At 74.9% G+C, this 25,635-nt stretch carries 21 protein-coding genes and 1 tRNA gene; 16 read left to right on the forward strand and 6 right to left on the reverse strand.

What is annotated here, in order from left to right; all coding sequences use genetic code 11:
- Window positions 1-12: 12 nt before the first annotated feature.
- Both putP and AC0VX0_RS03595 read left to right on the forward strand, forming a co-directional pair.
- Entirely contained in the window at window positions 13-1,647 is a 1,635-nt protein-coding gene (gene putP / locus AC0VX0_RS03590; protein ID WP_247298062.1) for a sodium/proline symporter PutP, read from the forward strand.
- A 32-nt stretch (window positions 1,648-1,679) separates the two neighbouring features.
- Window positions 1,680-2,237 carry a 2'-5' RNA ligase family protein gene (locus tag AC0VX0_RS03595; protein ID WP_233490693.1) on the forward strand — a complete coding sequence of 186 codons (558 nt, stop codon included), beginning with the start codon at window positions 1,680-1,682 and terminating at the stop codon, window positions 2,235-2,237.
- A 54-nt stretch (window positions 2,238-2,291) separates the two neighbouring features.
- On the opposite strand, the gene AC0VX0_RS03600 is transcribed toward AC0VX0_RS03595, so the two are convergent.
- The 4 genes from AC0VX0_RS03600 to AC0VX0_RS03615 form a co-directional block, all read right to left on the reverse strand.
- The gene (locus tag AC0VX0_RS03600; RefSeq protein ID WP_336638589.1) at window positions 2,292-3,707 is read right to left on the reverse strand and encodes an NAD-dependent succinate-semialdehyde dehydrogenase; all 1,416 of its coding nucleotides are present in this window, start codon (window positions 3,705-3,707) and stop codon (window positions 2,292-2,294) included.
- Between the two features lie 63 nt (window positions 3,708-3,770).
- Window positions 3,771-4,520: a DNA-3-methyladenine glycosylase I gene (locus AC0VX0_RS03605; protein ID WP_063190326.1), complete on the reverse strand. Its 750-nt coding sequence runs from the start codon at window positions 4,518-4,520 to the stop codon at window positions 3,771-3,773.
- A gap of 294 nt (window positions 4,521-4,814) precedes the next feature.
- The gene (thiC, locus tag AC0VX0_RS03610) at window positions 4,815-6,638 is read right to left on the reverse strand and encodes a phosphomethylpyrimidine synthase ThiC (protein WP_144879087.1); all 1,824 of its coding nucleotides are present in this window, start codon (window positions 6,636-6,638) and stop codon (window positions 4,815-4,817) included.
- A gap of 172 nt (window positions 6,639-6,810) precedes the next feature.
- Window positions 6,811-7,968 carry a YkvI family membrane protein gene (locus AC0VX0_RS03615; RefSeq protein ID WP_044659217.1) on the reverse strand — a complete coding sequence of 386 codons (1,158 nt, stop codon included), beginning with the start codon at window positions 7,966-7,968 and terminating at the stop codon, window positions 6,811-6,813.
- Between the two features lie 73 nt (window positions 7,969-8,041).
- Here AC0VX0_RS03615 and thiD point away from each other — a divergent pair, with 73 nt between their 5' ends.
- A complete protein-coding gene (gene thiD, locus AC0VX0_RS03620) occupies window positions 8,042-8,896 on the forward strand; it encodes a bifunctional hydroxymethylpyrimidine kinase/phosphomethylpyrimidine kinase (protein ID WP_336638590.1) in 855 nt (284 codons plus the stop codon).
- Window positions 8,897-9,092: 196 nt separating this feature from the next.
- On the opposite strand, the gene AC0VX0_RS03625 is transcribed toward thiD, so the two are convergent.
- Window positions 9,093-9,165 (reverse strand) — tRNA-Arg (locus tag AC0VX0_RS03625).
- 86 nt (window positions 9,166-9,251) lie between these two features.
- A complete protein-coding gene (thiE, locus tag AC0VX0_RS03630) occupies window positions 9,252-9,995 on the reverse strand; it encodes a thiamine phosphate synthase (RefSeq protein ID WP_036316591.1) in 744 nt (247 codons plus the stop codon).
- A gap of 145 nt (window positions 9,996-10,140) precedes the next feature.
- Here thiE and AC0VX0_RS03635 point away from each other — a divergent pair, with 145 nt between their 5' ends.
- The 13 genes from AC0VX0_RS03635 to AC0VX0_RS03695 all read left to right on the forward strand — a co-directional run bounded on the left by AC0VX0_RS03635 (window position 10,141) and on the right by AC0VX0_RS03695 (window position 25,630).
- The gene (locus tag AC0VX0_RS03635) at window positions 10,141-11,310 is read left to right on the forward strand and encodes an FAD-dependent oxidoreductase (protein WP_073115808.1); all 1,170 of its coding nucleotides are present in this window, start codon (window positions 10,141-10,143) and stop codon (window positions 11,308-11,310) included.
- Entirely contained in the window at window positions 11,307-11,549 is a 243-nt protein-coding gene (gene thiS, locus AC0VX0_RS03640) for a sulfur carrier protein ThiS (protein ID WP_036381688.1), read from the forward strand. The genes AC0VX0_RS03635 and thiS overlap by 4 nt, the downstream gene beginning before the upstream one ends.
- Before the next feature lie 3 nt (window positions 11,550-11,552).
- Window positions 11,553-12,371 (forward strand): thiazole synthase, encoded by an 819-nt coding sequence (locus AC0VX0_RS03645; protein ID WP_036316581.1) that lies wholly within the window; start codon window positions 11,553-11,555, stop codon window positions 12,369-12,371.
- A complete protein-coding gene (moeB, locus tag AC0VX0_RS03650) occupies window positions 12,368-13,564 on the forward strand; it encodes a molybdopterin-synthase adenylyltransferase MoeB (RefSeq protein ID WP_073115749.1) in 1,197 nt (398 codons plus the stop codon). The genes AC0VX0_RS03645 and moeB overlap by 4 nt, the downstream gene beginning before the upstream one ends.
- 115 nt (window positions 13,565-13,679) lie before the next feature.
- Window positions 13,680-15,350, forward strand: a complete 1,671-nt coding sequence (argS, locus tag AC0VX0_RS03655; RefSeq protein WP_069942038.1) for an arginine--tRNA ligase — start codon at window positions 13,680-13,682, stop codon at window positions 15,348-15,350.
- 8 nt (window positions 15,351-15,358) lie between these two features.
- Window positions 15,359-16,831, forward strand: a complete 1,473-nt coding sequence (gene lysA, locus AC0VX0_RS03660; protein WP_221848106.1) for a diaminopimelate decarboxylase — start codon at window positions 15,359-15,361, stop codon at window positions 16,829-16,831.
- Window positions 16,832-17,001: 170 nt separating this feature from the next.
- Window positions 17,002-18,324, forward strand: coding sequence for a homoserine dehydrogenase (locus AC0VX0_RS03665; RefSeq protein ID WP_049147165.1), 1,323 nt, complete (start codon window positions 17,002-17,004; stop codon window positions 18,322-18,324).
- A gap of 3 nt (window positions 18,325-18,327) precedes the next feature.
- Entirely contained in the window at window positions 18,328-19,440 is a 1,113-nt protein-coding gene (gene thrC / locus AC0VX0_RS03670) for a threonine synthase (RefSeq protein WP_135039734.1), read from the forward strand.
- Window positions 19,441-19,443: 3 nt separating this feature from the next.
- Window positions 19,444-20,397, forward strand: a complete 954-nt coding sequence (gene thrB, locus AC0VX0_RS03675; RefSeq protein WP_135039733.1) for a homoserine kinase — start codon at window positions 19,444-19,446, stop codon at window positions 20,395-20,397.
- Window positions 20,398-20,717: 320 nt separating this feature from the next.
- Window positions 20,718-22,778, forward strand: coding sequence for a transcription termination factor Rho (gene rho, locus AC0VX0_RS03680; RefSeq protein WP_336633747.1), 2,061 nt, complete (start codon window positions 20,718-20,720; stop codon window positions 22,776-22,778).
- 115 nt (window positions 22,779-22,893) lie between these two features.
- Window positions 22,894-24,003, forward strand: coding sequence for a peptide chain release factor 1 (gene prfA / locus AC0VX0_RS03685; protein ID WP_285140181.1), 1,110 nt, complete (start codon window positions 22,894-22,896; stop codon window positions 24,001-24,003).
- On the forward strand, window positions 24,000-24,902 hold the full coding sequence (gene prmC / locus AC0VX0_RS03690; RefSeq protein WP_221848314.1) for a peptide chain release factor N(5)-glutamine methyltransferase: 903 nt from the start codon (window positions 24,000-24,002) through the stop codon (window positions 24,900-24,902). Before prfA ends, prmC begins: the two co-directional genes overlap by 4 nt.
- A complete protein-coding gene (locus AC0VX0_RS03695; RefSeq protein ID WP_221848316.1) occupies window positions 24,899-25,630 on the forward strand; it encodes an L-threonylcarbamoyladenylate synthase in 732 nt (243 codons plus the stop codon). Before prmC ends, AC0VX0_RS03695 begins: the two co-directional genes overlap by 4 nt.
- Window positions 25,631-25,635 lie beyond the last annotated feature (5 nt).

The raw sequence follows: 25,635 nt of genomic DNA on the forward strand, positions 1-25,635 counted from the left end.
TCTCTGGAGCCCATGGACACGAACACCGTCTTCCTGTTGGCGGCGATCGGCCTCTATTTCCTCGCGATGATCGCGATCGGCCTGTACGCCTCCCGCAAGAACACCGACCTCGACGACTACATGCTCGCAGGACGCGACATGAAGCCGTCCGTCGCGGCGCTCTCCGCGGGTGCGTCCGACATGTCCGGCTGGCTCCTGATGGGCCTGCCCGGCGCGATCTACGCCGCGGGCCTGGTCGAGGGCTGGATGGCGGTCGGCCTGACCGTGGGCGCGTGGGTGAACTGGCGCGTGGTCGCCCCCCGCCTGCGCTCCTACACCGAGGTGGCCGGGAACTCGATCACGATCCCGTCCTTCCTCGAGAACCGATTCAAGGACCGCACGCACATCCTGCGGATCGTGGCCGGCCTGATCATCCTCGTGTTCTTCACCTTCTACGTGTCCTCGGGCATGGTGGCCGGCGGCAAGTTCGTCGAGTCGACCTTCGGCCCCGACTCCTTCTACGCCCAGGGCATCAGCATCAACTACCTCACCGGCATGCTCGTGGTCGCGGGCATCACGGTGCTCTACACCCTGTTCGGCGGCTTCCTCGGCGCCTCGCTGACGGATGTGGCCCAGGGCGTCCTCATGTTCCTCTCGCTGCTGGCCGTGCCCATCGTCGTGATCCTGACCATGGGCGGCTGGGACGCCGTCGTCGAGGGCATCCGCGCCGCCGACGCCGCCGGCGGCGGGGTGAACCACTTCTCGATGTTCGAGAACGCGACGCTGATCGGCGTCCTGTCCTCCCTCGCCTGGGGCCTGGGCTACTTCGGCCAGCCGCACATCATCGTCCGCTTCATGGCCCTGCGCACCCCGCACGACGCGGCCGTCGCCCGGCGCGTCGGCATCGGCTGGATGGCGCTGTCCGTGTTCGGCGCCGTGATGGTCGCCCTCGTGGGCATCGCCTACTTCCAGGCCAACCCCGGCACCACGCTCGAGGACCCGGAGACCGTGTTCCTGGTGCTGGCCTCGATCATGTTCCACCCGTTCGTGGCCGGCCTGGTGCTGGCCGCCGTCCTCGCCGCGATCATGTCCACGCTCTCCTCGCAGCTGATCGTGTGCTCCTCCGCCCTGGTGGAGGACCTCTACATGCTGCGCGGGCGCACCGGTTCCCCGACGTTCACCCTGTGGCTCGGCCGCATCGGCGTGCTGGTGGTGGCGCTCGTGGCGGGGCTGCTCGCCCTCGACCCGGACTCCTCCGTGCTCGAGCTCGTCTCCTTCGCGTGGGCCGGCTTCGGCGCCGCCTTCGGCCCTGTGATCCTGCTCGCCCTGTACTGGCCGCGGTTCACCTCGTGGGGGGCGATGGCCGCCATGGTCACCGGCGCCGCCGTCGCCTGGGCGTGGTCGGAGGCCAGTGCCGAGACGTGGGAGTGGTTCGGCCTGTACGAGCTGCTGCCGGGCTTCGTCGCCGCCCTCGTGGTGGGTGTGGTGGTGTCCCTCGTGACCCAGCGCTCGCGCCGTGTGCAGCGGCGGATCGACGCCGAGTTCACCGGCGCGATCGACATCGTGGCCGGCCGTGAGCCGCACCCGGACGTGGCCCCGGCCGCCATGACGCGGGACGCCGCCGGGGGCTCGACCGCAGCCGCCGCGGATCCGCGCGCGCAGGCGTGAGGCTCTTCCTCGCGATCCGTCCGCCGAGGGCCGTGCTCGACCACCTCGAGCCGGCCTTCGACGGCGTCCGGGACCGGGCCGGACGCGCGCTGTGCTGGACCGAGCCGGAGCAGCGGCACCTGACGCTGGCGTTCCACCCGGAGGTGCCCGCCGGCGCCGTGGACGACGTCGTCGCCGTCGCCGGCCGCATCGCGGCGGGACATGGCCCGCTGGACCTGCACCTGGCCGGAGCGGGGGAGTTCTCGCACCGCACGCTCTGGGTGGGGGTGGGTGGGCAGGTCCGGGAGCTCGGCGCGCTCCTGGCGGAGCCCTGGCTCGCCGACGACGACGGCCGGGACCGCCGGCGCGCCCACCTCACCGTGGCGCCGGTCTCGGGGGCCGCGCTCCGACCTCGGGGTCGGAGGCGGGGCGAGCCCCGTCCGCCGGCGCCGGCCACCGTCCTGCTGGCCGAGGCCGTGCGCGCGCTCGCCGTGTACCGCGGGCCGGAGTGGACCGCCGACGAGGTCGAGGTCGTGGCGTCCCGGCTCGGCGAGGGCCGGTCCGGCGGGCCGCTGCACGAGGTGCTGGCGACCGTCCCGCTGCGCGGCTGAGGGGCCGACGGGGCGGCCGGAGCGGGAGACCCGCCCGGCCGACCCGGCCCCGGGTCAGCCCTCCAGGGGGCCCTGCACCGCGTACAGGCGCTTGTTGGCGAACTCGTCCACGGCCATGGGGCCGAGCTCGCGGCCGAAGCCCGAGCGCTTCACGCCGCCGAAGGGCAGGTTCGCGCCGGCGGCGGAGGCGAGGTTCACGTTCGCCATCCCCACCTCGAGCTGGTCGGCCACGCGCTTGGCCTCGTCCAGGTCCGTGGAGAACACGGCGCCGCCGAGACCGTACTGGGAGTCGTTGGCCAGCGCCACGGCCTCCTCGGCCGAGGACACCTTGTAGACCACGGCGGCCATGCCGAACAGCTCCTGCGTGTAGGCGGGGTTCTCCTGGTCCACGTCCGTGATCACGGCCGGGGAGACGTAGAAGCCCTCGCCCTCCGGGCCGGAGACGCGCTCGCCGCCCACGTGGACGGTGGCGCCGGCCTCCTTGGCCGCGGCGATCTGCTCGGTGAGCCCGTCGGCCGCGGACTCGGAGGACAGCGGGCCGTAGACGTCGGCGTCGCGCGAGGTCGGGTCGCCGGGCTTCATCGCCGAGGAGCGCTGGACCAGCTCATCCACGAAGTCGTCGTAGAGGTCCTCCATGACGATCATGCGCTTGTTCGAGTTGCAGGCCTGGCCCCAGTTGCCCATCCGGGTGGCCAGTGCGTCGCGGGCGGCCGCGCGGGCGTCCGGCGCGGAGAGCACGATGTACGGATCGGAGCCGCCGAGCTCGAGGACGACCTTCTTGAGGTGCCGGCCGGCCTGCTCGGCGACGGCGGCGCCGGCCCGCTCCGAACCGGTGAGGGACACGCCCTGCACGCGCGGATCGGCGATGATCGTGGAGATCTGGTCGTGGGTGGCGAACACGTTCTGGTACACGCCCTCCGGCAGTCCGGCCTCGGTGAAGAGCTCTTCCAGCAGCTGCGCCACCTGGGGGTTGATCTCGGCGTGCTTGAGCAGGATGGTGTTGCCGAGCATGAGGTTCGGCGCCACGAAACGGGCCACCTGGTACACCGGGAAGTTCCACGGCATGATCCCCAGCAGCGGGCCGATCGGCAGCCGCTGGACGAACGCCTCCTGCCCGGAGAACTGCTTGATCGGCTGGTCCGCGAGCAGCTCCTCGGCCTCGTCCGCGTAGTACCCGAAGATCTGGGCGCTGTAGCGCACCTCGCCGACCGCCGCGCCGAGGGACTTGCCCATCTCCGTGGTGATCACCGCGGCGATGTCCTTGGACCGCTCGGCCAGCAGCTCGGAGATCCGCTTCACGACGGCGGCGCGCTCGGCCACCGACTTCCGGGACCACTGCTCGTAGGCGGCCTGCGAGGCGTCGAGGGCGTCGGCGATCTGCTGATCCGTGGCGTTGTCGAAGGACTTCAGCAGCTCCCCGGTGGCCGGGTTGATTGTGCGGTAGCCCTGAGAGGCGGAGGTGGTGGTCATCAGTCGTCACCCTTTCGTGTGGACGTCCTGCGTTGAGTTCCCCATCCTGCCGGAGGCCCCCGCTCACTCCCAGATCCCGGACGCCCCTCTTCGCCACGAGCCGAGAAGGTGGGTGTCCACGATCCCGGCGGCCTCCAGCAGGGCGAAGCAAGTGGTCGGCCCCACGAATCGGCAGCCATGCGCCTTCAGCGCCCTCGCGAGCGCGCGCGACTCGTCCGAGGTCGAGGGGACCTGCGCCACCGTCTCCGGCCGTGGGGTCGCGGCAGGCTGGTGAGCCCAGACCAGCCCCGGCAGGCCGGTGGCGGGACGGTCGCCGTCGCCGTGCCAGGCGGGGCCCGCGCCGGGGGAGCCCGGGTGCAGCGGGGCGAACCGCTCGCCGCGCATCCCGACGACGGCTTGTGCGTTCGCGACCGCGGCCTCGATCTTGCGCCGGTTCCGGATGATGCCGGGGTCCGCCAGCAGTGCCTCGACCTCCGCGTCCCCGAACGCCGCGACGGCGTCCGGGTCGAAGCCCGCGAACACCTCCCGGAACCGCGGCCGCTTGGCCAGGACGGTCCGCCAGCTCAGGCCCGACTGGAACGCCTCGAGCACGAGGCGCTCGAACAGGCCCCGCTCGTCCGTGACGGGCAGGCCCCACTCCGTGTCGTAGTACTCCCGCAGCAGCGGATCCCGTGCCGCCCACGGCGGGCGGGCCCGCCCGTCCTCACCCACGACGACGCCACTCGGCGGCGCCTGTCGCCCGTCGGCCGGTGGATCCTCGGCGAGGGTGGAGACGGGGGCGGGGAGGCCGTCGTCGGCGTGGTGCGCGCTCATGCACCCGAGCCTAAGAGCGGCCCCGGACATCCGGAGCCGGAACGCGACGCCCGGGGACGCAACGCCGTCTGCGGACACCTGTGCAGGAGGCGCGGCCGGACCTCGTCACTCGAGCCGCCCGGCCCGCAGCGGCACGTGCGGCGAGGGGGGGAGATGCTGGGGGCGACCGCGGTCGGGGCCACGCCAGCCGGGAGCGCGCCCAGGGCAGGCCGACCGGCGAGGGCAGGCTCGCGCCGCGCGCGGGGGAGGTGCTCAAGGCCGGCACCCTGGCCCCCGCGCCGCGGCACGGGCCGCTCAGTCCCTCGCGAGCACCGCGTCCCCCTCGGGCCGGCGCAGACTCGGCTCGGGCAGGTACACGGACCCGCCGGCGGCCCGGAACTCCGCGGACTTGGCGGCCATGCCGGCCTCGGCGATCCGCGCCTGCTCGGACGCGCCGCCGAATTCGCTGCGGATGTCCTGGCTGATGCGCATGGAGCAGAACTTCGGCCCGCACATCGAGCAGAAGTGGGCGGTCTTGGCGGGCTCGGCCGGCAGCGTCTCGTCGTGGTACTCCTCGGCGAGCTGCGGGTCCAGGCCGAGGCCGAACTGGTCGCGCCAGCGGAACTCGAAGCGCGCCTTGGACAGGGCGTCGTCGCGGTCGCGGGCGCCGGGGTGGCCCTTGGCGACGTCGGCGGCGTGCGCGGCGATCTTGTAGGTGATCACGCCCGTCTTCACGTCGTCCCGGTCCGGCAGGCCCAGGTGCTCCTTGGGCGTGACGTAGCAGAGCATCGCGGTGCCGTAGCGGGCGATCTCGGTGGCGCCGATGGCCGAGGTGATGTGGTCGTACGCCGGGGCGATGTCCGTGACGAGGGGGCCGAGCGTGTAGAACGGGGCGCCCTTGCACAGCTCCTGCTGGCGCTCCACGTTCTCCCGCACCAGGTGCAGCGGGATGTGGCCGGGGCCCTCCACCATGACCTGGACGTCGTACGCCCACGCCCGCTCCGTCAGCTCGGCGAGCGTGTCGAGCTCGGCGAACTGGGCGGCGTCGTTGGCGTCCGCCACGGAGCCCGGCCGCAGGCCGTCGCCCAGGGAGAACGCGACGTCGTAGCGCGCGAAGATCTCGCAGAGCTCGTCGTAGTTCTCGTAGAGGAAGTTCTCCTTGTGGTGGCCCAGGCACCAGCCGGCCATGATCGAGCCGCCGCGGGAGACGATGCCGGTCACGCGGTCCGCGGACAGCGGCACGTGGCGCAGCAGCACGCCGGCGTGCACGGTCATGTAGTCCACGCCCTGCTCGCACTGCTCGATCACGGTGTCGCGGAAGATCTCCCAGGTCAGGGCCTGGTGGTCGCCGCCGACCTTCTCGAGGGCCTGGTAGATCGGCACGGTGCCGATCGGCACCGGGGAGTTGCGCAGGATCCACTCGCGGGTGGTGTGGATGTCGTCGCCCGTGGACAGGTCCATCACGGTGTCCGCGCCCCAGCGGGTGGCCCACTGCAGCTTCGAGACCTCCTCGGCGATCGACGACGTCACCGCCGAGTTGCCGATGTTCGCGTTGACCTTCACGGCGAACGCCTTGCCGATGATCATCGGCTCCGACTCGGGGTGGTTCACGTTCGCCGGGATGATGGCGCGGCCGGCCGCGACCTCGGAGCGCACCAGCTCCACGTCCACGCCCTCGCGCAGGGCGACGTAGCGCATCTCCGGGGTGATCTCGCCGCGCCGGGCGTAGTGCATCTGGGTGACGCGCGCGCCCTCCTTGGCGCGCAGCGGGGGGCGGCGCTCGCCGGCCCACTCCTGTGAGGCGGCGCCGCGGCGCACGGCCGAGCGGCCGTCGTCGAGCAGGTCGCGCTCGCGGCCCTCGTACTCCTCGACGTCGCCGCGGGCGCGGATCCACTCGGCGCGCTGGGCCGGCAGGCCGCGCTCGGGCACGGAGCCCGGGCCCATGGTGCGGTAGACGGTCAGGGGCGCGTTGGGCGTGCCGTCGGGGGAGTCGTCCTGGTGGACCTCGGTGACGGGCACGCGGATGCCGTGCTCGGCGTCCTCGAGCCATCCCAGACGGTGCGTGGGGTAGTTCTCCTCGGCGACGACCTCGGCCGTCGACTCGGCTGCGGGCAGGGGGGTGCGCTCGGAAACGGACATGGCCGCTGCTCCTTCTTCCTTCGCCGGAATGACCCGGACAGGTTCAGACGGTCTCCGGGCGGCGTCAGCCCGGTCTCAGCCCCGTGCCGTGGGGCTCCCGTGGGATGCGAGCGACCCTAGCACGTCCCCCGCGGCGCCTCACCGTCCGCCGTCCGGCCATGCGGCCGGGCGCTCAGGCGCGCGCCGCGCGGGCCGCCCGGCGGCGTACCGTGGAGCGCTCGACGATCCACGTCACGACCAGCATCACGATGATGACGAGGCCGGCGTAGCCGAGGACGGGGTAGACGGTGCCCACGAGGTCGGAGAAGCCGACGCTCGAGAGCAGGGTGGCGGCCAGGGCCGTGACGACGGCGATGACCCAGCCCGGCACGCGGCGCATCGAGGACAGCAGGGCGATGCGCTCCACCCCGCCGTACAGGCACGAGACCGCCGTCGTGAACTGCGCCAGCAGCAGGACGACCGTGTACAGCAGGGCGGCCCAGCCGCCGATCATCGCGGCCAGCTCGACCATGGGCAGCTCGGCGCGGCCGATCAGCTGGGCGTGGGCGGTCATCGCGGCCATCACCGCGCCGGCCATCACCACGAGGCCCAGGGCCCCGAGCCCGGCCCCGGCGACGAGGGAGCGGCCCGACGAGGAGCTCTCCTCGCCGATCGGGGCGAGCACCGCGTAGGCCAGCTGGATGTTGAAGGCCACGTACAGCACGCCCGAGAGCCACCACTGGTTGATCAGCGGGGACGAGGTCACGAGCGCGGCGACGTCGTCCACCGCGGCCCCCGGGTTCGCCAACCCCCACACCGCGACGCCGACGGCGACCACGATGATCAGGGGGACCACCACGGCCTGGACGCGCACGAGGCCCGTGATGCCGGCCAGCACCGAGACCACGCAGACGGTGGCCATCACCAGCGAGCCCACGAGCGAGGGCAGCCCGAACGCGGTGTGCACCGCCGCCCCGGCCCCGGCCAGCATGATCACCAGCGTCCCCAGCAGGGACGTGGTGATGGACAGGTCCGCGAACCAGGTGGGCACGCGCGACGTCGTGGGGTTCACGATCCGGTGGATGTCCGTGGTCCGCAGCTTCTGCGCCAGCCGCAGCACGATCACCGCGAGCAGGAAGAACAGCGCGCCGGCGATCACGAGCGCCCCCGTGCCGCCCCAGAGGCCGAAGCTCACGAAGTACTGCAGGATCTCGTTGCCCGAGGCGTACCCGGCGCCGATGGTGGTGCCGATGAACGTGGCGGCGATCCCGAGCGGGGAGGTCGGCCGCAGCGGCGCCGACTCCTCGGCTCGGCCGGGGTGCGCGGGAGAGCTCTCTGTGACGTGGGACATGCGACTACATTCTCATGGGCGGGATCGGCCCGGCCCGGGCGGCCGATCCGCCCCGACCCGAAGGAGCCCCCGCATGACCTCCGCCGTCCCCCGTGTGCTCAGCATCGCCGGCTCCGACTCCGGCGGCGGCGCCGGTGTCCAGGCCGACCTGAAGACCATCGCCGCGTGGGGCGGCTACGGGATGACCGCGATCACCGCGATCACCGCCCAGAACACGCAGGGCGTGCAGGCCGTCCACCCGCTGCCGGTGGACGTGGTGCGCGCCCAGCTCGACTCGGTCGCCGCCGACATCGCCGTGGACGCCGTGAAGATCGGCATGCTCGGCACGGTGGAGCTCATGCGGGCCGTCGCCGGCTGGCTCGAGGAGACCCGGCCCGCCGTCGTCGTGCTGGACCCGGTCATGGTGGCCTCGAGCGGGGACGCCCTCACCGCGGTCGGCGACGACGACGGGCGCGCCGCGTGGGCCCGGCTGCTGCGGGTGGCGCACCTGGTGACACCCAACCTGCCCGAGCTGGCCCGGCTGACCGGGCGGGACGCGACGGGCTGGGACGCCGCCCTCGACGCGGCGCGGGGCCTGGCCGCCGAGCACGGGGTGACGGTGCTGCTCAAGGGCGGGCACCTGGACGAGACCGAGGCGCCCGAGGCCGCAGCGGCGGAGGTGCCGGACGCCGTCGTGCGCGTGGGCGGGGCCGTGCACGAGGTGCGCGGCCCGCGCGTGACGACCCGCGCCTCGCACGGCACCGGCTGCACCCTCTCCTCGGCCCTGGCCACGCTGGCCGGGGCGGGCCTGAGCTGGGACGACGCACTCGAGCGGGCCAAGCCGTGGCTGGCCGACGCGATGCGGGCGGGGGAGGCGCTCGCGGTCGGGGACGCCTCGCGGCCGACGTGGCACGGGCCCGTCGACCACGGTCATGCGCAGCGGGGCTGAGGGCGGGACCTCCGGGCTTCGACACGTTCGAGGCGGGAAATCCGGCGAATACGCACCTCGGGACGTCCTATGAGGTCGATTTCCCGCCTCGAATGCCGGTGACCCGGACCTCCCGCTCCGCTCGAGCGTCCGGGTCCGCAGAACGCAGAAGAGCCGGACCACCGTGTCGCCACGGGGGTCCGGCTCTGTTCGCTCGTGCCCCCGGCAGGATTCGAACCTGCGGCCTTCTGCTCCGGAGGCAGACGCTCTATCCCCTGAGCTACGGAGGCGGGGGTCGCGACGCGTCGAGCGCGTTGCGGACTCGTCGACTCTACACCATCAGGACGGCCCGTCCGTGACCTCCCCGCGGGGCGCGTCAGCCGGGCAGGCCCGCGCGCAGGGTCCGGGCCGCGGCCTCGGGGTCCTCGGCCTGCGTCACGGCGCGGACCACCACGATCCGTTCCGCCCCGGCCGCGCGGACCTCGGGCAGCCGGTCCGCGTCGACGCCGCCGATGGCGAACCACGGCCGCGCCCCCGCCGGGTCCTCCGCGTCCAGGCGTGCGGCGAGGGTCGGCAGTTCCAGTCCGACGGCGGCCCGGCCCGGCTTCGTGGGCGTCGCCCACACCGGCCCCGTGCAGAAGTAGTCCAGGCCGTCCTCCGCGCGGGCGCCGCGCACCTGCGCCTCGGTGTGGCACGAGCGGCCGAGCACCACGTCCGGGCCCAGCAGGGCGCGGCACTGCGCGGTGGTCAGGTCGGTCTGGCCCGTGTGGAACACGTCCACCCCGGCCAGGGCGGCGACGTCGGCGCGGTCGTTGGCGGCCGAGAGCGCCCCGTGCTCCCGGGCCAGCGGGACGAGCGTGGCGAACGCGGCCAGCTCGACCGCCACGTCCACGGCCTTGTCCCGCACCTGGATCACGTCTACTCCGCCGCGGAACGCCGCCGCGCAGAAGTCGGCGAACGCGGCCGTGTCGAGCGTGCCGTCCGGGCGCAGGAACCGCTGCAGGTCGGTGCAGACGTACAGCCGGGAGGCGGCGAGGCGGGCGCGGCGGCGCGCGCCGGGGCCGGTGCCGCCGTCGTCGCGGCCGGCCGCGGTCATCAGGAGCGGATCGGGGGAGTGCATGCGCCCACTGTGGCAGACTGGCCGCTGTTCCATGGGAGCCCGGGCCGCACACGCCGGGCTGAGAGGGCCGCAGGGGCGCACCGCGCCGGCGCGGCCGACCATCACCACTCGATGCGGGTCATGCCGCCGTGAGGAGGACCGGTCCGTGCACGTGGCCGTCGTCGGGGCCGGGATCATCGGCCTCACCGCCGCCGTGCGTCTGCGTGCCGCAGGCCACGCCGTCACCCTGATCGCCCCCGAGCTGGACGCCGCCGGGCGCCCGCACGCCGTGGCCGGGGCCACCCACGCCGCGGCGGGGATGCTCGCGCCGCTCGCCGAGACCCAGTTCAGCCAGGACGACCTCGCCCCGCTGCTGCAGGCCGGCTGGGAGGCCTACCCGGCCCTCGTGGACCTGCTCGCCGCCTTCACCGATGTGGAGACGGGCTTCCTCGCACAGGGCGCCTGGATCGTGGCCGCGGACCCCTCGGACGCCCGCGCCTGGGACCACGTGCTCGAGCACGCCTCGATCCTCGGTCGCCGGGTCGAGCCCGTCTCCGTCCGCGCGCTGCGCCGCGCCGAGCCCGCCCTGGCCCCGGGCCTGGCCGCCGGCTTCGACGCCCCGGACGACCATCAGGTGGACCCGCGACGGCTCGCCGCCGCCTGCGTCGCCGCCCTGCGCGCCGAGACCGGACCCGACGGCGGCCCGCTCCCGGTCGGCGCCGGACCCGCCGCCCGGTTCGTGGCCGGACGCGTCACCGCCGCCGGCCCGGAGGGCGAGGGGGTGCGCCTCACGCTGGCCGACGGGGGCGTCCTCACCGCCGACGGCGCGGTCCTCGCCGCGGGCCTGGGCCACCGCGGGATCGGCGGCGCGGCCACCGCCGTCGAGGTCCCGCTGCGCCCCGTCCACGGCGACGTGCTGCGTCTGCGGGTGCGCCCCGAGCAGCTGCTGCCGGGGGAGTCGCACCTGATCACCCGCACCGTCCGCGGCCTCGTCCACGGGCGCCAGGTCTACCTCGTGCCCCGCGCGGACGGCACCCTCGTGGTCGGCGCCTCGGCCCGCGAGGACGGCCTGGCCGGCACCTCCGCCGGGGCCGTGCTGGACCTGCTCGCCGACGCCGCCGCGATCCTGCCCGCCGTCCGCGAGTGCGAGCTGGTCGAGATCACCACCGCCGCCCGCCCCGGCACCCCCGACGACGCCCCGCGCGTGCTTACCGTGCCCGAGGCCCCGGGCGCCGTCGTCGCCACCGGCTTCCACCGTCACGGGATCCTGCTCGCCCCCTGGGCGGCCGGGCGGATCCTCGAGCTGCTGCACGCCCGCCTGAAGGAGATCGCATGAGCACCCTCACCCTGACCCTCAACGGAGAGCCCGCCGAGCTGGCCGTGGCCACCGTCCGCGACGTCGTCGCGCACGTCACCGGGCGCGCGATCGGCGAGGACGGCGCCGCCGCGGATGGGCGGCGGCTCGGCGTGGCCGTGGCGGTCGGCGGCGAGGTCGTGCCCCGGTCGGCCTGGGCCACCCGGGCGCTGGCCGCCGGGGACGAGGTCGACGTCGTCACCGCGGTGCAGGGGGGCTGAGCGATGGCCGAGCACCGCACCCCGCCCGCCGCCCCCGCGATCCCGCCGCTGCGGATCGGCGGCTACGACCTGGCCTCCCGGCTCATCATGGGCACGGGCGGCATCACCGACCTCACCGCCCTGGAGGGCGCCCTCGTCGCCTCCGGCACCACGCTCACCACCGTGGCGCTGCGCCGCTGGTCCGCGGACACCCGTGACGGCCTGGTCGCGCTGCTGGACCGCCTCGGTATCGACGTGCTGCCCAACACCGCCGGGTGCTACACCGCCCGGGACGCCGTGCTCACCGCCCGGCTCGGCCGGGAGGCGCTCGAGACCGACCTCGTGAAGGTCGAGGTCATCGCCGACGAGCGCACCCTGCTGCCCGACGTCGTCGAGACCCTCGAGGCCACCGAGCGGCTCGCCGCCGACGGCTTCACCGTCCTGGCCTACACCTCGGACGACCCCGCCATGGCGCTGCGCCTCGAGCAGGCCGGCGCCGCCGCCGTCATGCCGCTGGGCTCGCCGATCGGCTCGGGGCTGGGCATCCTCAACCGCGCACACCTGGAGCTGATCGTCTCCCGCGCCTCCGTGCCGATCGTGCTCGACGCCGGCGTGGGCACCGCCTCGGACGTCGCCCTGGCGATGGAGGCCGGCTGCGACGCCGTGCTCGCCGCCTCGGCGATCACGCGCGCCGCCGAGCCCGCCCGCATGGCCCACGCGTGCCGGCTCGCGCTCGAGGCGGGCTTCCACGCCCGCCGTGCCGGGCGCATCCCGCGCCGCGAGCACGCCCTGGCCTCCTCGCCGATGGCCGGGCGGGTCACGGCCGAGGAGGACGAGCGGTGACCGCCGCCCTGGACCCCGCCGCCCGCGAGCCCCGCGACCTCACCGCGCTGTCCGACACCCAGCTGGAGCGCTTCGCCCGCCACCTGAGCCTGGACGGCTTCGGCCCAGAGGCCCAGCTGGCGCTGCTGCGCTCCCGCGTCCTCGTGGTCGGCGCCGGCGGCCTCGGGGCGCCCGTGCTGACCTACCTCGCCGCCGCGGGCGTGGGGGAGGTCCACGTGATCGACGACGACGTGGTGGACCGTTCCAACCTGCACCGCCAGGTGATCCACGCCGAGGCGGACCTCGGCCGCCCCAAGACCGCCTCCGCCGCCGCGACGATGCGCGGCCTGCACCCCGAGGTGCGCGTGGTCGAGCACCGCGAACGCCTGACCGCGGCCAACGCGCTCGAGCGGGTCGGCGCCGTGGACCTCGTGCTCGACGGCACGGACAACTACGCGACCCGCTACCTCGTGGCCGACGCGTGCGAGATCGCCGGCGTGCCCGTGGTGTGGGGCGCGATCCTGCGGTTCGCGGGGCAGGTGAGCGTGTTCGCCCCGGGCGGGCCGCTGTACCGGGACGTGTTCCCGGAGCGTCCCGAACCCGGCGAGGTGCCCTCGTGCGCGCAGGCCGGGGTGCTCGGGGTGCTGCCCGGGATCATCGGCTCCCTCATGGCGGCCGAGGCGATCAAGCTGCTCTCCGGGGTGGGCGAGCCCCTGGTCGGGCGGCTGCTCTCCGTGGACGCCCTGACGATGCGCTTCCGTGAGCTGCGGCTCGTGCCCGACCCCGAGCGGACCCCCGTGACGGACCTGTCCGCCCACGCGGACCAGGCCCCCCGCCCGGACGACGCCGGCGCCCCCGGCTCGGCGGAGGCGTGCGGCGCCGCGGGCGGGGAGATCGCCCCCGCCGCGCTGGCCGCCCTGCTCGCCGACCCCGCCCGGGCCGCGTCCCTCACCCTGCTCGACGTCCGCGAGGACTGGGAGCGCCGCCTGCGCCGCGTCGAGGCCCCCGCGGCGGTGGCCGATCGACACGTCCCGCTCGAGGCCGTCCTCGCGGAGCCGGCGGCCCACGCGCCCGGGCAGGACCGCGTCCTGGTGGTCTACTGCGCCGCCGGAGCCCGCTCGGCCCGGGCGCGGGACGCCGTCGTCGGGGCCGACCCGAGCGCCGGCGGGCGCGTCCTGTCCCTCGCCGGCGGCCTCGCCGCCTGGCCCGCCTGACCCCCCCACCCCGACGAACCCTGCGAGATGGCCCCCACCGCGGGCCGGAGGGGCCATCTCGCAGGGTTCGTTCGCACGCGCACGGGCGCGGCGGCCCTTCCGTAGACTTGCGCGGGTGAAGCCCGAAGACCTCTCCGCCCTGCTGTCCGCTGTCCTCACCGACGCCGTCGATGCCGGTGACCTCCCCGCCGCGCTGCGGGAGGAGATCACCCCCGCGCGCGTGAAGGTGGAGCGACCCCGCAGCCGCGAGCACGGCGACTGGGCCACCAACGTCGCCCTCCAGCTGGGCAAGAAGGCCGGGATGGCCCCGCGCGACCTCGCCGGGCTCGTAGCCGAGCGCCTGACCGACAAGCCGGGCATCGCCGCCGTCGACGTCGCCGGCCCCGGCTTTCTCAACGTCACCCTGGACGCGGCCTCGGCCGGCGCCCTGGCCCGCGAGATCGTCGAGGCCGGCCCGGAGTACGGCCGCAACGACGCCCTGGCCGGGCACACCGTGAACATGGAGTTCGTCTCCGCCAACCCCACCGGCCCGCTGCACATCGGACACACCCGCTGGGCCGCGCTGGGCGACGCGATCGCCCGCCTCCTGCGCGCCTCCGGCGCGGACGTCACCGCCGAGTACTACGTCAACGACGCCGGCAACCAGATGAACGTGTTCGCCGACTCGGTCCTCGCCCGCCTGCACGGCCGCGACGTCCCCGCGGGCGGCTACCCGGGCGCGTACGTGCAGGAGCTGGCCGACGCCGTCGCCCTCGAGCACCCGGACGTGCGCGAGCTGACGGACGAGGCCGCCCGCCCGGTGGTCCGCGAGGCCGCGTACCGGCTCCAGATGCAGGACATTAAAAACACGCTCGCCGCCTTCGACGTGCACTTCGACGTGTTCACCTCGGAGCAGACGCTCCACGACTCCGGCGCGATCGAGCAGGCCGTGCAGCGGCTGCGCGCGCAGGGCCACGTCGAGGACCGCGAGGGCGCGGTGTGGCTCAAGACCACGGACTTCGGCGACGACAAGGACCGCGTGCTCATCCGCGCCAACGGCGAGCCCACCTACTTCGCCGCCGACGCCGCGTACTACCTCCACAAGCGCGACCGCGGCTTCGAGGAGAAGGTGTACCTGCTCGGCGCCGACCACCACGGCTACGTGAACCGCCTCAAGGCGATCGCCGCCGCCGCCGGCGACGACCCGGCGACGAACATCGAGATCCTCATCGGCCAGCTCATCTCGGTCAACGGCGCGAAGCTCTCCAAGCGCGCCGGCAACATCATCGAGCTCAAGGACCTCGTGGAGTGGCTCGGCCGCGACGCCCTGCGCTACGACCTGGCCCGCTACCCCGCGGACTCGCCCCTGACGATCGACCCCGAGCTGCTGCGCTCCACCACGAACGACAACCCCGTCTACTACGTGCAGTACGCCCACGCCCGCGCCTCCGGCGCGGCGCGCACCGCGCAGGCCCACGGCGTGGACCGCTCCGAGTTCGACGCCGCCCTGCTCACCCACGCCACCGAGTCGGAGCTGCTGGCCCAGCTGGCGGAGTTCCCGGCCGTCGTCGGCGCGGCGGCGCGCCTGCGCGAGCCCCACCGCGTGGCCCGCCACCTCGAGGTGATCGCCGGGGCCTACCACTCGTGGTACGCAGCCTGCCGAATCGTGCCCATGCCCACCGACGACGGGACGCCGCGTCCCGTCGAGACCCTCAACCGCACCCGCCTGTGGCTCAACGACGCCACCGCCCAGGTGCTGGCCAACGGCCTCGGCCTGCTCGGCGTGACCGCCCCGGAGAAGATGTGAGCGCCCGGATGACGACGCCGCAGCCCGCCCCCGCCTCCCCGCTCGCCCCCGCCTGGCTCCCCGCGCCGGGGGACCCGGACGCGCTCGTGCCCGGCCTGTGGGCCGCCGGCGTGGACCGCGCCGCCGACGGCGAGCTCACCGTCCAGGGCCTGCGCGCGAGCGCGCTCGCCGCGGAGTTCGGCACGCCGCTGCTCGTGGTGGACGAGGACGACTTCCGCGCCCGCGCCCGCGCGTTCCGCGAGGGCTTCGACGCCGCGTTCGCCGACCTGTGCGGGGGAGCGGACGTCTACTACGCCGGCAAGTCCATGCTCACCCTCTCCACCGCCCGCTGGGCGGCCGAGGAGGGCCTGCGCGTGGACACCGCCTCCGGCGGCGAGCTGGCGATCGCGCTGGCCGCCGGCGTCGACCCCGCCCACATCGGCCTGCACGGCAACAACAAGTCGGACGCCGAGCTGCGCACCGCCCTCGAGGCGGGCGTGGGCCGGATCATCGTGGACTCGCTCGACGAGCTCACCCACCTGGCCGCGCTCGCGGCCGAGGCCGGCCGCCGCGCCCCCGTGATGCTCCGGCTGACCCCGGGCGTGCACGCGCACACCCACGACTTCATCGCCACCGCGCACGAGGACCAGAAGTTCGGGCTCTCCCTGGCCCCGGCGTCCACCGACCGGGACGGCAACGTGGCCGGCCGCTCGCCGGCCGCCGTCGCCGTGGCCGCGGCCCTGGCGGCCGAGTCGATCGACCTGCTGGGCGTGCACTGCCACATCGGGTCCCAGATCTTCGAGGCCGAGGGCTTCGGGCTGGCGGCCGGACGCGTGCTCGAGTTCCTCGCCGAGATCAAGGCCGAGCACGGAGTGGAGCTGGCCGAGCTCGACCTCGGCGGCGGCCACGGCATCGCCTACACGGCCGTGGACGAGCCGCGCCCGGCCGCGGAGATCGCCGACGCCCTCGCCGACGACGTCCAGAAGACCGTCGAGCGCCTCGGCCTGAGGTGCCCGCGGGTCTCGCTCGAGCCGGGGCGGGCCATCTCGGGCCCCGCGGGGCTGACCCTCTACACGGTCGGGGTGACCAAGACCGTGGACGCGGACGCCCCCGACGGCGGCACCGCGGCCCGCCGCTACGTCGCCGTGGACGGCGGCATGTCCGACAACCCGCGTCCCGTGCTCTACGACGCCGACTACACCGCCGTCTCCGCGCGCCGCACCTCGGAGGCCGAGCCGGCGCTCTCCCGTGTGGTGGGCAAGCACTGTGAGTCCGGCGACATCCTGGTCCGCGACGTGTACCTGCCGGCCGACCTGGGCCGCGGCGACCTGCTGGCCGTGCCGGCCACGGGCGCGTACACGCACGTGATGTCCTCGAACTACAACGCGCTGGCCCGCCCGGCCGTCGTCGCGGTCTCCGGCGGGCAGGCGCGGGTGATCATCCGTCGCGAGACGCAGGAGGACCTGTTCGCCCGCGAGGCCGATCCGCGCCTCGCCCGCTGAGGACGCGGGCGCGGCGCACCCGGCCGCCGGCCTCGAGCCCGGGTGGGTCCGTCCCGCTCTGCGGACACCGAGTGTCGCGCGGTGGGACGGGCCGGGGCGCCGCGCTAGATTCGAGGCCAGCCGGGCCGCGCGGTCGCGCGGGCCCGACCCACCCTGGATCACGGAGGACCATGCCCCAGCACACCGACGCCCCCACCGCACTCAAGGTCGCCCTGCTGGGCGGCGGGACCGTGGGGTCCCAGACCGCCCGGATCCTCACCGAGGACGCCGACATCCTGCGGGACCGCGTGGGCGCCGACCTCGAGCTCACGGGCATCGCGGTGCGGGACACGGGCGCGACGCGCGACTGGCAGGCGGACCCGGCGCTCTACACGACCGACGCCGAGGCGCTCGTGGACGGCGCGGACGTCGTCATCGAGCTGATGGGCGGCATCGAGCCGGCCCGCACCCTGATCCTGCGCGCCCTGGCCGCCGGCACGTCCGTGGTGACCGGCAACAAGGCACTGCTGGCCCAGCACGGCGAGGAGCTGTACGCCGCGGCCGCCGCCACCGGCGCGCAGCTCAGCTTCGAGGCCGCCGTCGCCGGCGCCATCCCGATCCTGCGCCCGCTGCGCGACTCCCTGGGCGGCGACCGCGTCACCCGCGTGATGGGCATCGCCAACGGCACCACCAACTTCATCCTCGACCGGATGGACTCCGAGGGGGCGGACTTCGACGACGCCCTCGCCGAGGCCCAGCGGCTCGGCTACGCCGAGGCCGACCCGACCGCCGACGTCGAGGGCCACGACGCCGCCGCGAAGGCCGCGATCCTGGCGACCATCGCGTTCGGTGCGCCGTACACACTGGACCAGGTGGCCGTCGCGGGCATCACCGCGATCACGGCCGAGGACAACGCCGCCGCCGCGGAGGCGGGCTACGTCATCAAGCTGCTGGCGATCGCCGAGCGCGGCCGCGCCGCCGACGGCGCCGAGGGCGCGGTCCTGCGCGTGCACCCCACCCTGCTGCCGCGGGAGCACCCGCTGGCCTCCGTGCGCGGGGCGTTCAACGCCGTCTTCGTGGAGGCCGACAACGCCGGCGAGCTCATGTTCTACGGTCCCGGCGCCGGCGGCGCCCCCACCGCCTCCGCGGTGATGGGCGACGTCGTCTCGATCGCCCAGCGCATCGTGCGCGGCGGCCCGGCGCGCCTGCGCACCCCCGTCACCGCCCTGCCCGCCCTGGACCCGGCCGAGGCCCACACCTCCTTCATGGTCGTGCTGCGCGCGGCGGACCAGCCCGGTGTGCTGCGCCGCGTCGCCGGGGTGTTCGAGGAGCACGGCGTCTCCATCGAGACGCTGCGCCAGGTCCCGTCCGAGCGCGAGGACGCCCCCGGCGCGTCCCTGCGGCTGATCACCCACCGTGCGCGGCAGCGCGACCTCGACGCCACCGTCGGGGCGCTCGCCGCCCTGGACGTCGTCCACGAGGTGGCGTCCGTCCTCCGAGTCGAAGGGAACTGACCCATGGCCCACCAGTGGCGCGGCGTCGTCCGCGAGTACGCCGACCGCCTGCCCGTCACCGAGGACACGCGCGTGATCACCCTCGGCGAGGGCGGCACCCCGCTCATCCACGCCCCCCACCTCTCCGAGCTGGTGCAGGGCACCGTGCACGTGAAGTTCGAGGGCATGAACCCGACCGGCTCCTTCAAGGACCGCGGCATGACCATGGCGATCACCGCCGCCGTCGAGGACGGCGCGAAGGCCGTCGTCTGCGCGTCCACCGGCAACACGTCCGCCTCGGCGGCGGCCTACGCCGCGCAGGCCGGGATCACGTGCGCCGTGCTCGTGCCCGAGGGGAAGATCTCGATGGGCAAGATGTCCCAGGCCGTGGCCCACGGCGCGGAGATCCTCCAGGTGCAGGGCAACTTCGACGACTGCCTCGAGGTGGCCCGCAAGCTGGCCGAGAACTACCCCGTGTTCCTCGTGAACTCCGTCAACCCGGCCCGCATCGAGGGGCAGAAGACCGGCGCGTTCGAGGTCGTGGACACCCTCGGCGACGCCCCGGACTACCACCTGCTGCCCGTGGGCAACGCGGGCAACATCACCGCGTACTGGAAGGGCTACCGCGAGTACGCCGCCCCCTACGTGAACCCGCACGAGGGCGCCTCGGACGCCGAGCTGCCCGCGGTGGCCACGAAGACCCCCGTGATGTGGGGCTTCCAGGCCGCGGGCGCCGCCCCGATCGTCCAGGGCCACCCCGTGACCGACCCGGACACGATCGCCACCGCCATCCGGATCGGCAACCCGGCCTCGTGGGAGCAGGCCGAGGCCGCCCGCGACGAGTCCGGCGGGATGATCGACTCCGTCACGGACGAGGAGATCCTCGAGGCCCATCGCTGGCTCTCCGCGAAGGAGGGCGTGTTCGTCGAGCCCGCCTCCGCCGCCGGCGTCGCCGGGCTGCTCAAGCACCACGCCGCCGGGAACGTGCCGGCCGGCAAGAGCTGGGTCATCACCGTCACCGGCCACGGCCTCAAGGACCCGCAGTGGGCCCTGCGCGGCGCCGACGGCGCCGACGTGACCCCGCGCTCGGTGCCGTTCGACGTGGTCACCGTCGCCCAGGCCCTCGGCCTGAGCTGAGCCATGGCCGCACCGCAGCCGCTGGCGCCCGGGACCGCCGCGTCCGTCTCCGTCCCCGCCACCTCCGCCAACCTCGGCCCCGGCTTCGACTCGATGGGCCTGGCCCTGGAGCTGCGCGACGAGGTGACGCTCACGGTCGTGGCGGGCCCCGACGTCGCGGAGGTCGAGGGGGAGGGGGAGGCCACCCTGCCGCGGGACGGCGCGCACCTGATCCTGCGCCTGGCGCACGAGCACCTGCGGGACCGCGGGTTCACCGCGCCGGGGCTGCACCTGCGCGCCGTGAACCGGATCCCGCACGCCCGCGGACTCGGCTCGTCCGCGGCCGCCGTCGTCGCGGCCTACGCCGCGGCCGAGGCCCTGCTGCCGGCCGCGCTGCGCCGGGCGCCCGCGGACCTGCTCGAGGCGGCCACCCGCTTCGAGGGGCACCCGGACAACGTCGCCCCCGCGCTCGTGGGCGGGGCCACCGTCTCCTGGACCCGTGACGACGTCCCCGGCCCGGCCACGGCGCGGCTGCGGCTGCACGAGCGCGTGGTGCCGGTGGTCGCGATCCCGGACACCGAGCTGTCCACCCACGTCGCCCGGGGCGTGCTGCCCGCCGAGGTGCCCCACGCCGTGGCGGCGGCCCAGGCCGGCCGTGCCGCGCTGCTCGTCCACGCGCTGGCGGAGGACCCCGCGCTGCTGCCGGCCGCCACACGGGACTGGCTGCACCAGGAGCCGCGCGCCGTGACCATGCCGGCCAGCGCCGCACTGGTCGCGGGGCTGCGCGAGCGCGGCCACGCCGCCGTCGTCTCCGGCGCGGGTCCCACGGTGCTCGCTCTGTGCGACGGCGTCCAGGCGGCCGAGCACGCCGCGGAGGCGGCGCGTGCTCTGACGGCGGACGGGGCGGCCGCCTGGCGCGTGCTGGTGCCGTGCGTGGCCGTGGACGGTGTTAGGGTGGAATCACTCCACCACGGCTGACCCCACCGCCTCGCGCGGCCCGGGTCTCCGGTGCCCGGGCCTGTGACGGCCGGACGCACCGTGCGCCGTCGGCCGGAACCCCGCCGCGATCCATCCCGTGCTGCGCACGGCCGGCGTGCGGGACCCCCTCCGGCTCGGTCGAGTCCGGACGCCTCCGCCCCGTCACGCAGCGACTGCGCACGATCAGGGGAGGCGCCACTGCTGAGTTCACACCATGAAACCCGGTTTTCTGGGGCGCCGCTGCGCGGCCCGACCGGATGCACACCGCAGCCCGACGCGCCACGCGCCGCCGGGCCGCATTCGAGGGAGAAGGAACCTTCGTGACCGAATCCACGGAACAGACCACGCCGACGAACGGCGGTGGCCTGGCCTCGCTCAAGCTCGCCCAGCTCCAGGCCCTGGCCTCCCAGCTCGGCATCGCCGGCGGCTCGCGCATGCGCAAGGCCGACCTGGTGACCGCGATCTCCGACCACCAGCGCGGCGGCTCCGTGGCGGACCGCGACGCCGCCGAGCGCGCGGCCCAGGCCCCCGCGGCCCCCGCCGCCGAGACCGCCCCGGCGGCCGCGTCCTCAGAGGACGCCGCCGCGGCCGCCGAGCGCCCGGCCCGCCGCCGCTCGCGCCGCGCCGACGCCGACACCTCCGCTCCGGCCGCCGCCCAGGACGGGCAGCCCCAGGCCGAGGCCCGCGAGGCCCAGACCGAGCAGGCCCCCCGGGAGACCGCCTCGGACCAGGATCGGTCCGGGGGGTCCGAGACCCGCGACGAGGGCGAGGACCGCCCGCAGTCCGAGCGCCGTTCCCGCGGCCGCCGCCGCGCCGGCGACGACGACGCCCAGCAGGGTCAGGACCGTCGCTCCGACGGCGCCCAGGGCGAGGACGGCGCCGACGCGGACCGCCGCGGCGACCGGGAGGACCGTGACGACAACGGGCGCGAGAACGGCCGCGGCCGCAACGGCCGCAACGGGCGGGACCGCGAGAACGGCCGCGAGAACAACCGGGACCGTGAGAACGGCCGCGACGGCTCGCGCGAGCAGCGCGGCGACAAGTCCGAGGACGGTGGCCGGGGCGACGGCGGACGCGGGGACCGCAGCCGCCGCGACGACCGCGACGACGAGGGCGGCCGCAACCGTCGCAACCGCCGCAACCGCAACGAGCGCGGCCGCAACCGCCGTGGCCGCGGCGGCCCCGAGGTCGACGAGACCGAGCTGACCGAGGACGACGTCCTGCAGCCCGTGGCCGGCATCCTCGACGTGCTGGACAACTACGCGTTCGTCCGCACCTCCGGCTACCTGCCGGGCCCGAATGACGTCTACGTCTCCCTGGCCATGGTGAAGAAGTACGGTCTGCGCAAGGGCGACGCCGTCGTCGGCGCCATCCGCGCCCCGCGCGACGGCGAGAAGCAGCAGCACCACGGCGGCGGCTCCAACCGTCAGAAGTTCAACGCCCTGGTGAAGATCTCCTCGGTCAACGGTCAGCCCGCCGTCGAGCACCCGCAGCGCGTGGAGTTCGGCAAGCTCGTGCCGCTGTACCCGCAGGAGCGCCTGCGCCTGGAGACGGATCCCAAGCTGATCGGTCCCCGCGTGATCGATCTGGTCAGCCCCATCGGCAAGGGCCAGCGCGGCCTCATCGTCTCCCCGCCCAAGGCCGGCAAGACGATGATCCTGCAGTCGATCGCCAACGCGATCAAGACGAACAACCCCGAGGTCCACCTCATGATGGTGCTCGTCGACGAGCGCCCCGAGGAGGTCACCGACATGCAGCGGTCGGTGGACGGCGAGGTCATCGCCTCCACGTTCGACCGCCCGGCGGACGACCACACCACCCTCGCCGAGCTGGCCATCGAGCGCGCCAAGCGCCTCGTGGAGATGGGCCGCGACGTCGTCGTGCTGCTCGACTCCATGACCCGCCTGGGCCGCGCCTACAACCTGGCCGCCCCGGCCTCGGGCCGCATCCTCTCCGGCGGTGTTGACTCCTCGGCGCTGTACCCGCCGAAGAAGTTCTTCGGCGCCGCCCGCAACATCGAGAACGGCGGCTCGCTGACCATCCTGGCCACCGCGCTGGTCGAGACCGGCTCGCGGATGGACGAGGTGATCTTCGAGGAGTTCAAGGGCACCGGCAACATGGAGCTGCGCCTGTCCCGCCACCTCGCGGAGCGCCGCATCTTCCCGGCGGTGGACGTCAACGCGTCCGGCACCCGCCGTGAGGAGGCCCTGCTCTCGCAGGAGGAGGTCAAGATCATGTGGAAGCTGCGCCGGGTGCTCTCCGGCCTCGAGCAGCAGCAGGCCCTCGACCTGCTCACCAACAAGATCAAGGACACCGCGTCCAACGCCGAGTTCCTCATGCTGGTCTCCAAGACCACGCTGGGGTCCAAGGGCGACGACTGACCGTCCCGTCGCACGGCCCCGTCCCGCCCGGGGGAGCTCGTCTCCGCCGGACGGGGCGGGGCCGTCCGCGTCGGACAGCCCGGCCCGTTGAGGCCGGAGGAGGAGAGGCACGCACGTGTTCGATTCGGACCAGCGGCGCGAGGCCGTGGATCGGCTCCTGGCGGAGCATCGCGAGCTGACGGCGCGCCTGTCCGACCCGGCGGTGCACCAGGACCCGGCACTCGCCCGGCGGCTGAACCGGCGGTTCGCCGAGCTCGGCGCCGTGGTGACGGCCCACCGCGCCTGGTCGGCGGCCGCGGAGGAGCTGGCCGACGCGCGGGAGCTGGCCGCGGCCGGCGACGACGACGCGGCGGCCTTCGCGGCCGAGGTGCCCGGTCTGGAGGCGGCCGAGGCGGAGGCCGCCGAACGGCTGCGCCGGCTGCTGATCCCGCGCGACCCCGACGACGCCCGCGACGTGATCCTCGAGATCAAGGGCGGCGAGGGCGGCGAGGAGGCGGCCCTGTTCGCCGGCGACCTGCTGCGCATGTACCTGCGCTACTCCGAGTCCCGGGGCTGGAAGACGGAGGTCCTCTCCTCCACGCACTCCGACCTGGGCGGCTACAAGGACGTCCACGTGGCGGTGCGGGGGAGCGCGGCCGACCCGGCCGACGGCGTCTACGCCCGGCTCAAGTTCGAGGGCGGCGTGCACCGCGTGCAGCGCGTGCCCGTCACCGAGTCCCAGGGCCGCATCCACACCTCCGCCGCCGGTGTGCTCGTGCTGCCCGAGGTGGATGCCCCGGACGAGGTCCACCTCGATCCGAACGACCTCAAGGTGGACGTCTTCCGCTCCTCCGGGCCGGGCGGCCAGTCCGTCAACACGACCGACTCCGCGGTGCGTCTGACGCACCTGCCCACGGGGATCGTCGTCTCCATGCAGAACGAGAAGTCCCAGATCCAGAACCGCGAGGCCGCGCTGCGCGTGCTGCGGTCGCGGCTGCTCGAGCGGCAGCGGGCGGAGCAGGACGCCGAGGACTCCGCGGCGCGCGCCGCGCAGGTGCGCACCATGGACCGCTCGGAACGCATCCGCACCTACAACTTCCCGGAGAATCGGATCGCGGACCACCGCACCGGCTACAAGGCGCACAACCTCGACGCGGTCCTCGACGGCGACCTCGAGGCCGTGATCGCCTCCTGCCTCGCCCTCGACGAGGAGCGCCGGCTCGCCGCGCTGGGCGCGGACGCGTGAGCGCACCGGCCTGGTCCGCGCTGCTGCGCGACGCCGCCGCCCGCCTGACCGCGGCGGGCATCGACTCGCCGCGCGTGGACGCCGAGCTGCTGCTGGCCCACGTGCTCGGCCTCGACCGCGGCGCGCTGCTGGCCCGGGTGTTCGCCGGCGCCGTGGCCGAGCCCGCGCAGGCGGCGGCGTTCGAGACCCTCGTCGGGCGCCGCGCCGCCCGCGAGCCCGTCCAGCACCTGACCGGCGTCGCGCACTTCCACGGGCTCGACCTGGCGGTCGGCCCGGGGGTCTTCATCCCGCGACCGGAGACCGAGCTGCTCGTGGAGACCGTCGTGGCCGACCTGGCCGTGCGGCCCACGGCGGGCGTGGTGGTGGACCTGTGCACCGGCTCCGGCGCGATCGCCGCGGCCGTCGCGGCGTGGGGCGAGGCACGGGGCCGCCCACTCGCCGTCACCGCCGTCGAGCTCGACCCGACGGTGGCCGACTGGGCCCAGCGGAACCTCGCCCCGCGCGGGGTCGACCTGCGACAAGGCGATGCCCTTGTCGCATGCCCGGACCTCGAGGGCCGCGTGGACGTCGTCGTGAGCAACCCGCCCTACGTTCCCGAGGCCGAGGTGCCCGCCCAGCCCGAGGCCCGACTGGACCCGGCGCGGGCGCTCTACGGCGGGGACGCGCCCGGGCTGCGGGTCCCGCGGGCCATCGCGCACCGGGCGGCGGACCTGCTCGCCCCGGGCGGCCTCTTCGCCATGGAGCACCACGAGACGCAGGGCCCGGCGCTCCTGGCCACCCTCGGCGCGGACCCCCGGTTCACGGGCGTCCGCGTGCACCAGGACCTCACCGGACGAGACCGGTTCCTGACGGCGCGCCGGTCCTGCGACGCCGCGGCGGGCGCGGAGGTGGAAGAATGACCGACGTGAGTGACTTCATCGACGTCTCGGATCCGGCCGCCCTCGAGAATGCCGTGGCCCGCGCCCGCGAGGTCCTCGCGGACCGCGGCTGCGTGGTCCTGCCCACGGACACCGTCTACGGCATCGGAGCGGACGCGTTCTCCCCGCTGGCCGTGGCAGTGCTGCTGGCCGCCAAGGGCCGCAGCCGCACCATGCCGCCGCCCGTGCTCATCGCGGACCGCCGCGTCATGGCGGGCCTCGCGTACGACGTGCCGGAGGAGGCCGAGGCCCTCGCCGAGCGCTTCTGGCCCGGCGCCCTCACGCTCATCCTCAAGTCCCAGCCCACGCTGACCTGGGACCTCGGCGAGACCCGCGGCACCGTCGCCCTGCGCGTGCCGGACGACGCGGTGGCCCGCGAGCTGCTCTACGCCGTCGGCCCCATGGCCGTCTCCAGCGCGAACCGCACCGGCATGGACGCCGCCACCACCGCCGACGCCGCCCGCTCGATGCTGGGGGAGTCCGTGGCCCTCTACCTCGACGCCGGCCCCCGCGAGAGCCGGGATCCCTCGACGATCGTGGACTGCACCGTCACCCCGTTCCGGGTGGCCCGGCAGGGCTCCGTGCCCCTGGAAAAGCTGCGCGCGGTGGTGCCGGACCTGCTCGCCGAGGGCGAGGAGCCGCCGGTCGCCGCCGAGCGGATCGCGGCCGACGACGCCGCCGCGGCGCGCCCCGCCGACCGGGAGGCCTGACCGGC

This window comes from Micrococcus sp. iso_26, from assembly GCF_056172975.1.

Excerpts from the sequence above, each read along its gene's own strand:
- lysA (WP_221848106.1), top strand. The coding sequence starts at position 15,359 with ATGACGACGCCGCAGCCCGCCCCCGCCTCCCCGCTCGCCCCCGCCTGG.
- AC0VX0_RS03645 (WP_036316581.1), top strand. The coding sequence starts at position 11,553 with ATGGCCGAGCACCGCACCCCGCCCGCCGCCCCCGCGATCCCGCCGCTG.
- AC0VX0_RS03605 (WP_063190326.1), bottom strand. The coding sequence starts at position 4,520 with ATGAGCGCGCACCACGCCGACGACGGCCTCCCCGCCCCCGTCTCCACC.
- thiE (WP_036316591.1), bottom strand. The coding sequence starts at position 9,995 with ATGCACTCCCCCGATCCGCTCCTGATGACCGCGGCCGGCCGCGACGAC.
- AC0VX0_RS03695 (WP_221848316.1), top strand. The coding sequence starts at position 24,899 with ATGACCGACGTGAGTGACTTCATCGACGTCTCGGATCCGGCCGCCCTC.
- thiD (WP_336638590.1), top strand. The coding sequence starts at position 8,042 with ATGACCTCCGCCGTCCCCCGTGTGCTCAGCATCGCCGGCTCCGACTCC.
- AC0VX0_RS03665 (WP_049147165.1), top strand. The coding sequence starts at position 17,002 with ATGCCCCAGCACACCGACGCCCCCACCGCACTCAAGGTCGCCCTGCTG.
- thrC (WP_135039734.1), top strand. The coding sequence starts at position 18,328 with ATGGCCCACCAGTGGCGCGGCGTCGTCCGCGAGTACGCCGACCGCCTG.
- AC0VX0_RS03600 (WP_336638589.1), bottom strand. The coding sequence starts at position 3,707 with ATGACCACCACCTCCGCCTCTCAGGGCTACCGCACAATCAACCCGGCC.
- thiS (WP_036381688.1), top strand. The coding sequence starts at position 11,307 with ATGAGCACCCTCACCCTGACCCTCAACGGAGAGCCCGCCGAGCTGGCC.
- AC0VX0_RS03615 (WP_044659217.1), bottom strand. The coding sequence starts at position 7,968 with ATGTCCCACGTCACAGAGAGCTCTCCCGCGCACCCCGGCCGAGCCGAG.
- thrB (WP_135039733.1), top strand. The coding sequence starts at position 19,444 with ATGGCCGCACCGCAGCCGCTGGCGCCCGGGACCGCCGCGTCCGTCTCC.
- putP (WP_247298062.1), top strand. The coding sequence starts at position 13 with ATGGACACGAACACCGTCTTCCTGTTGGCGGCGATCGGCCTCTATTTC.
- thiC (WP_144879087.1), bottom strand. The coding sequence starts at position 6,638 with ATGTCCGTTTCCGAGCGCACCCCCCTGCCCGCAGCCGAGTCGACGGCC.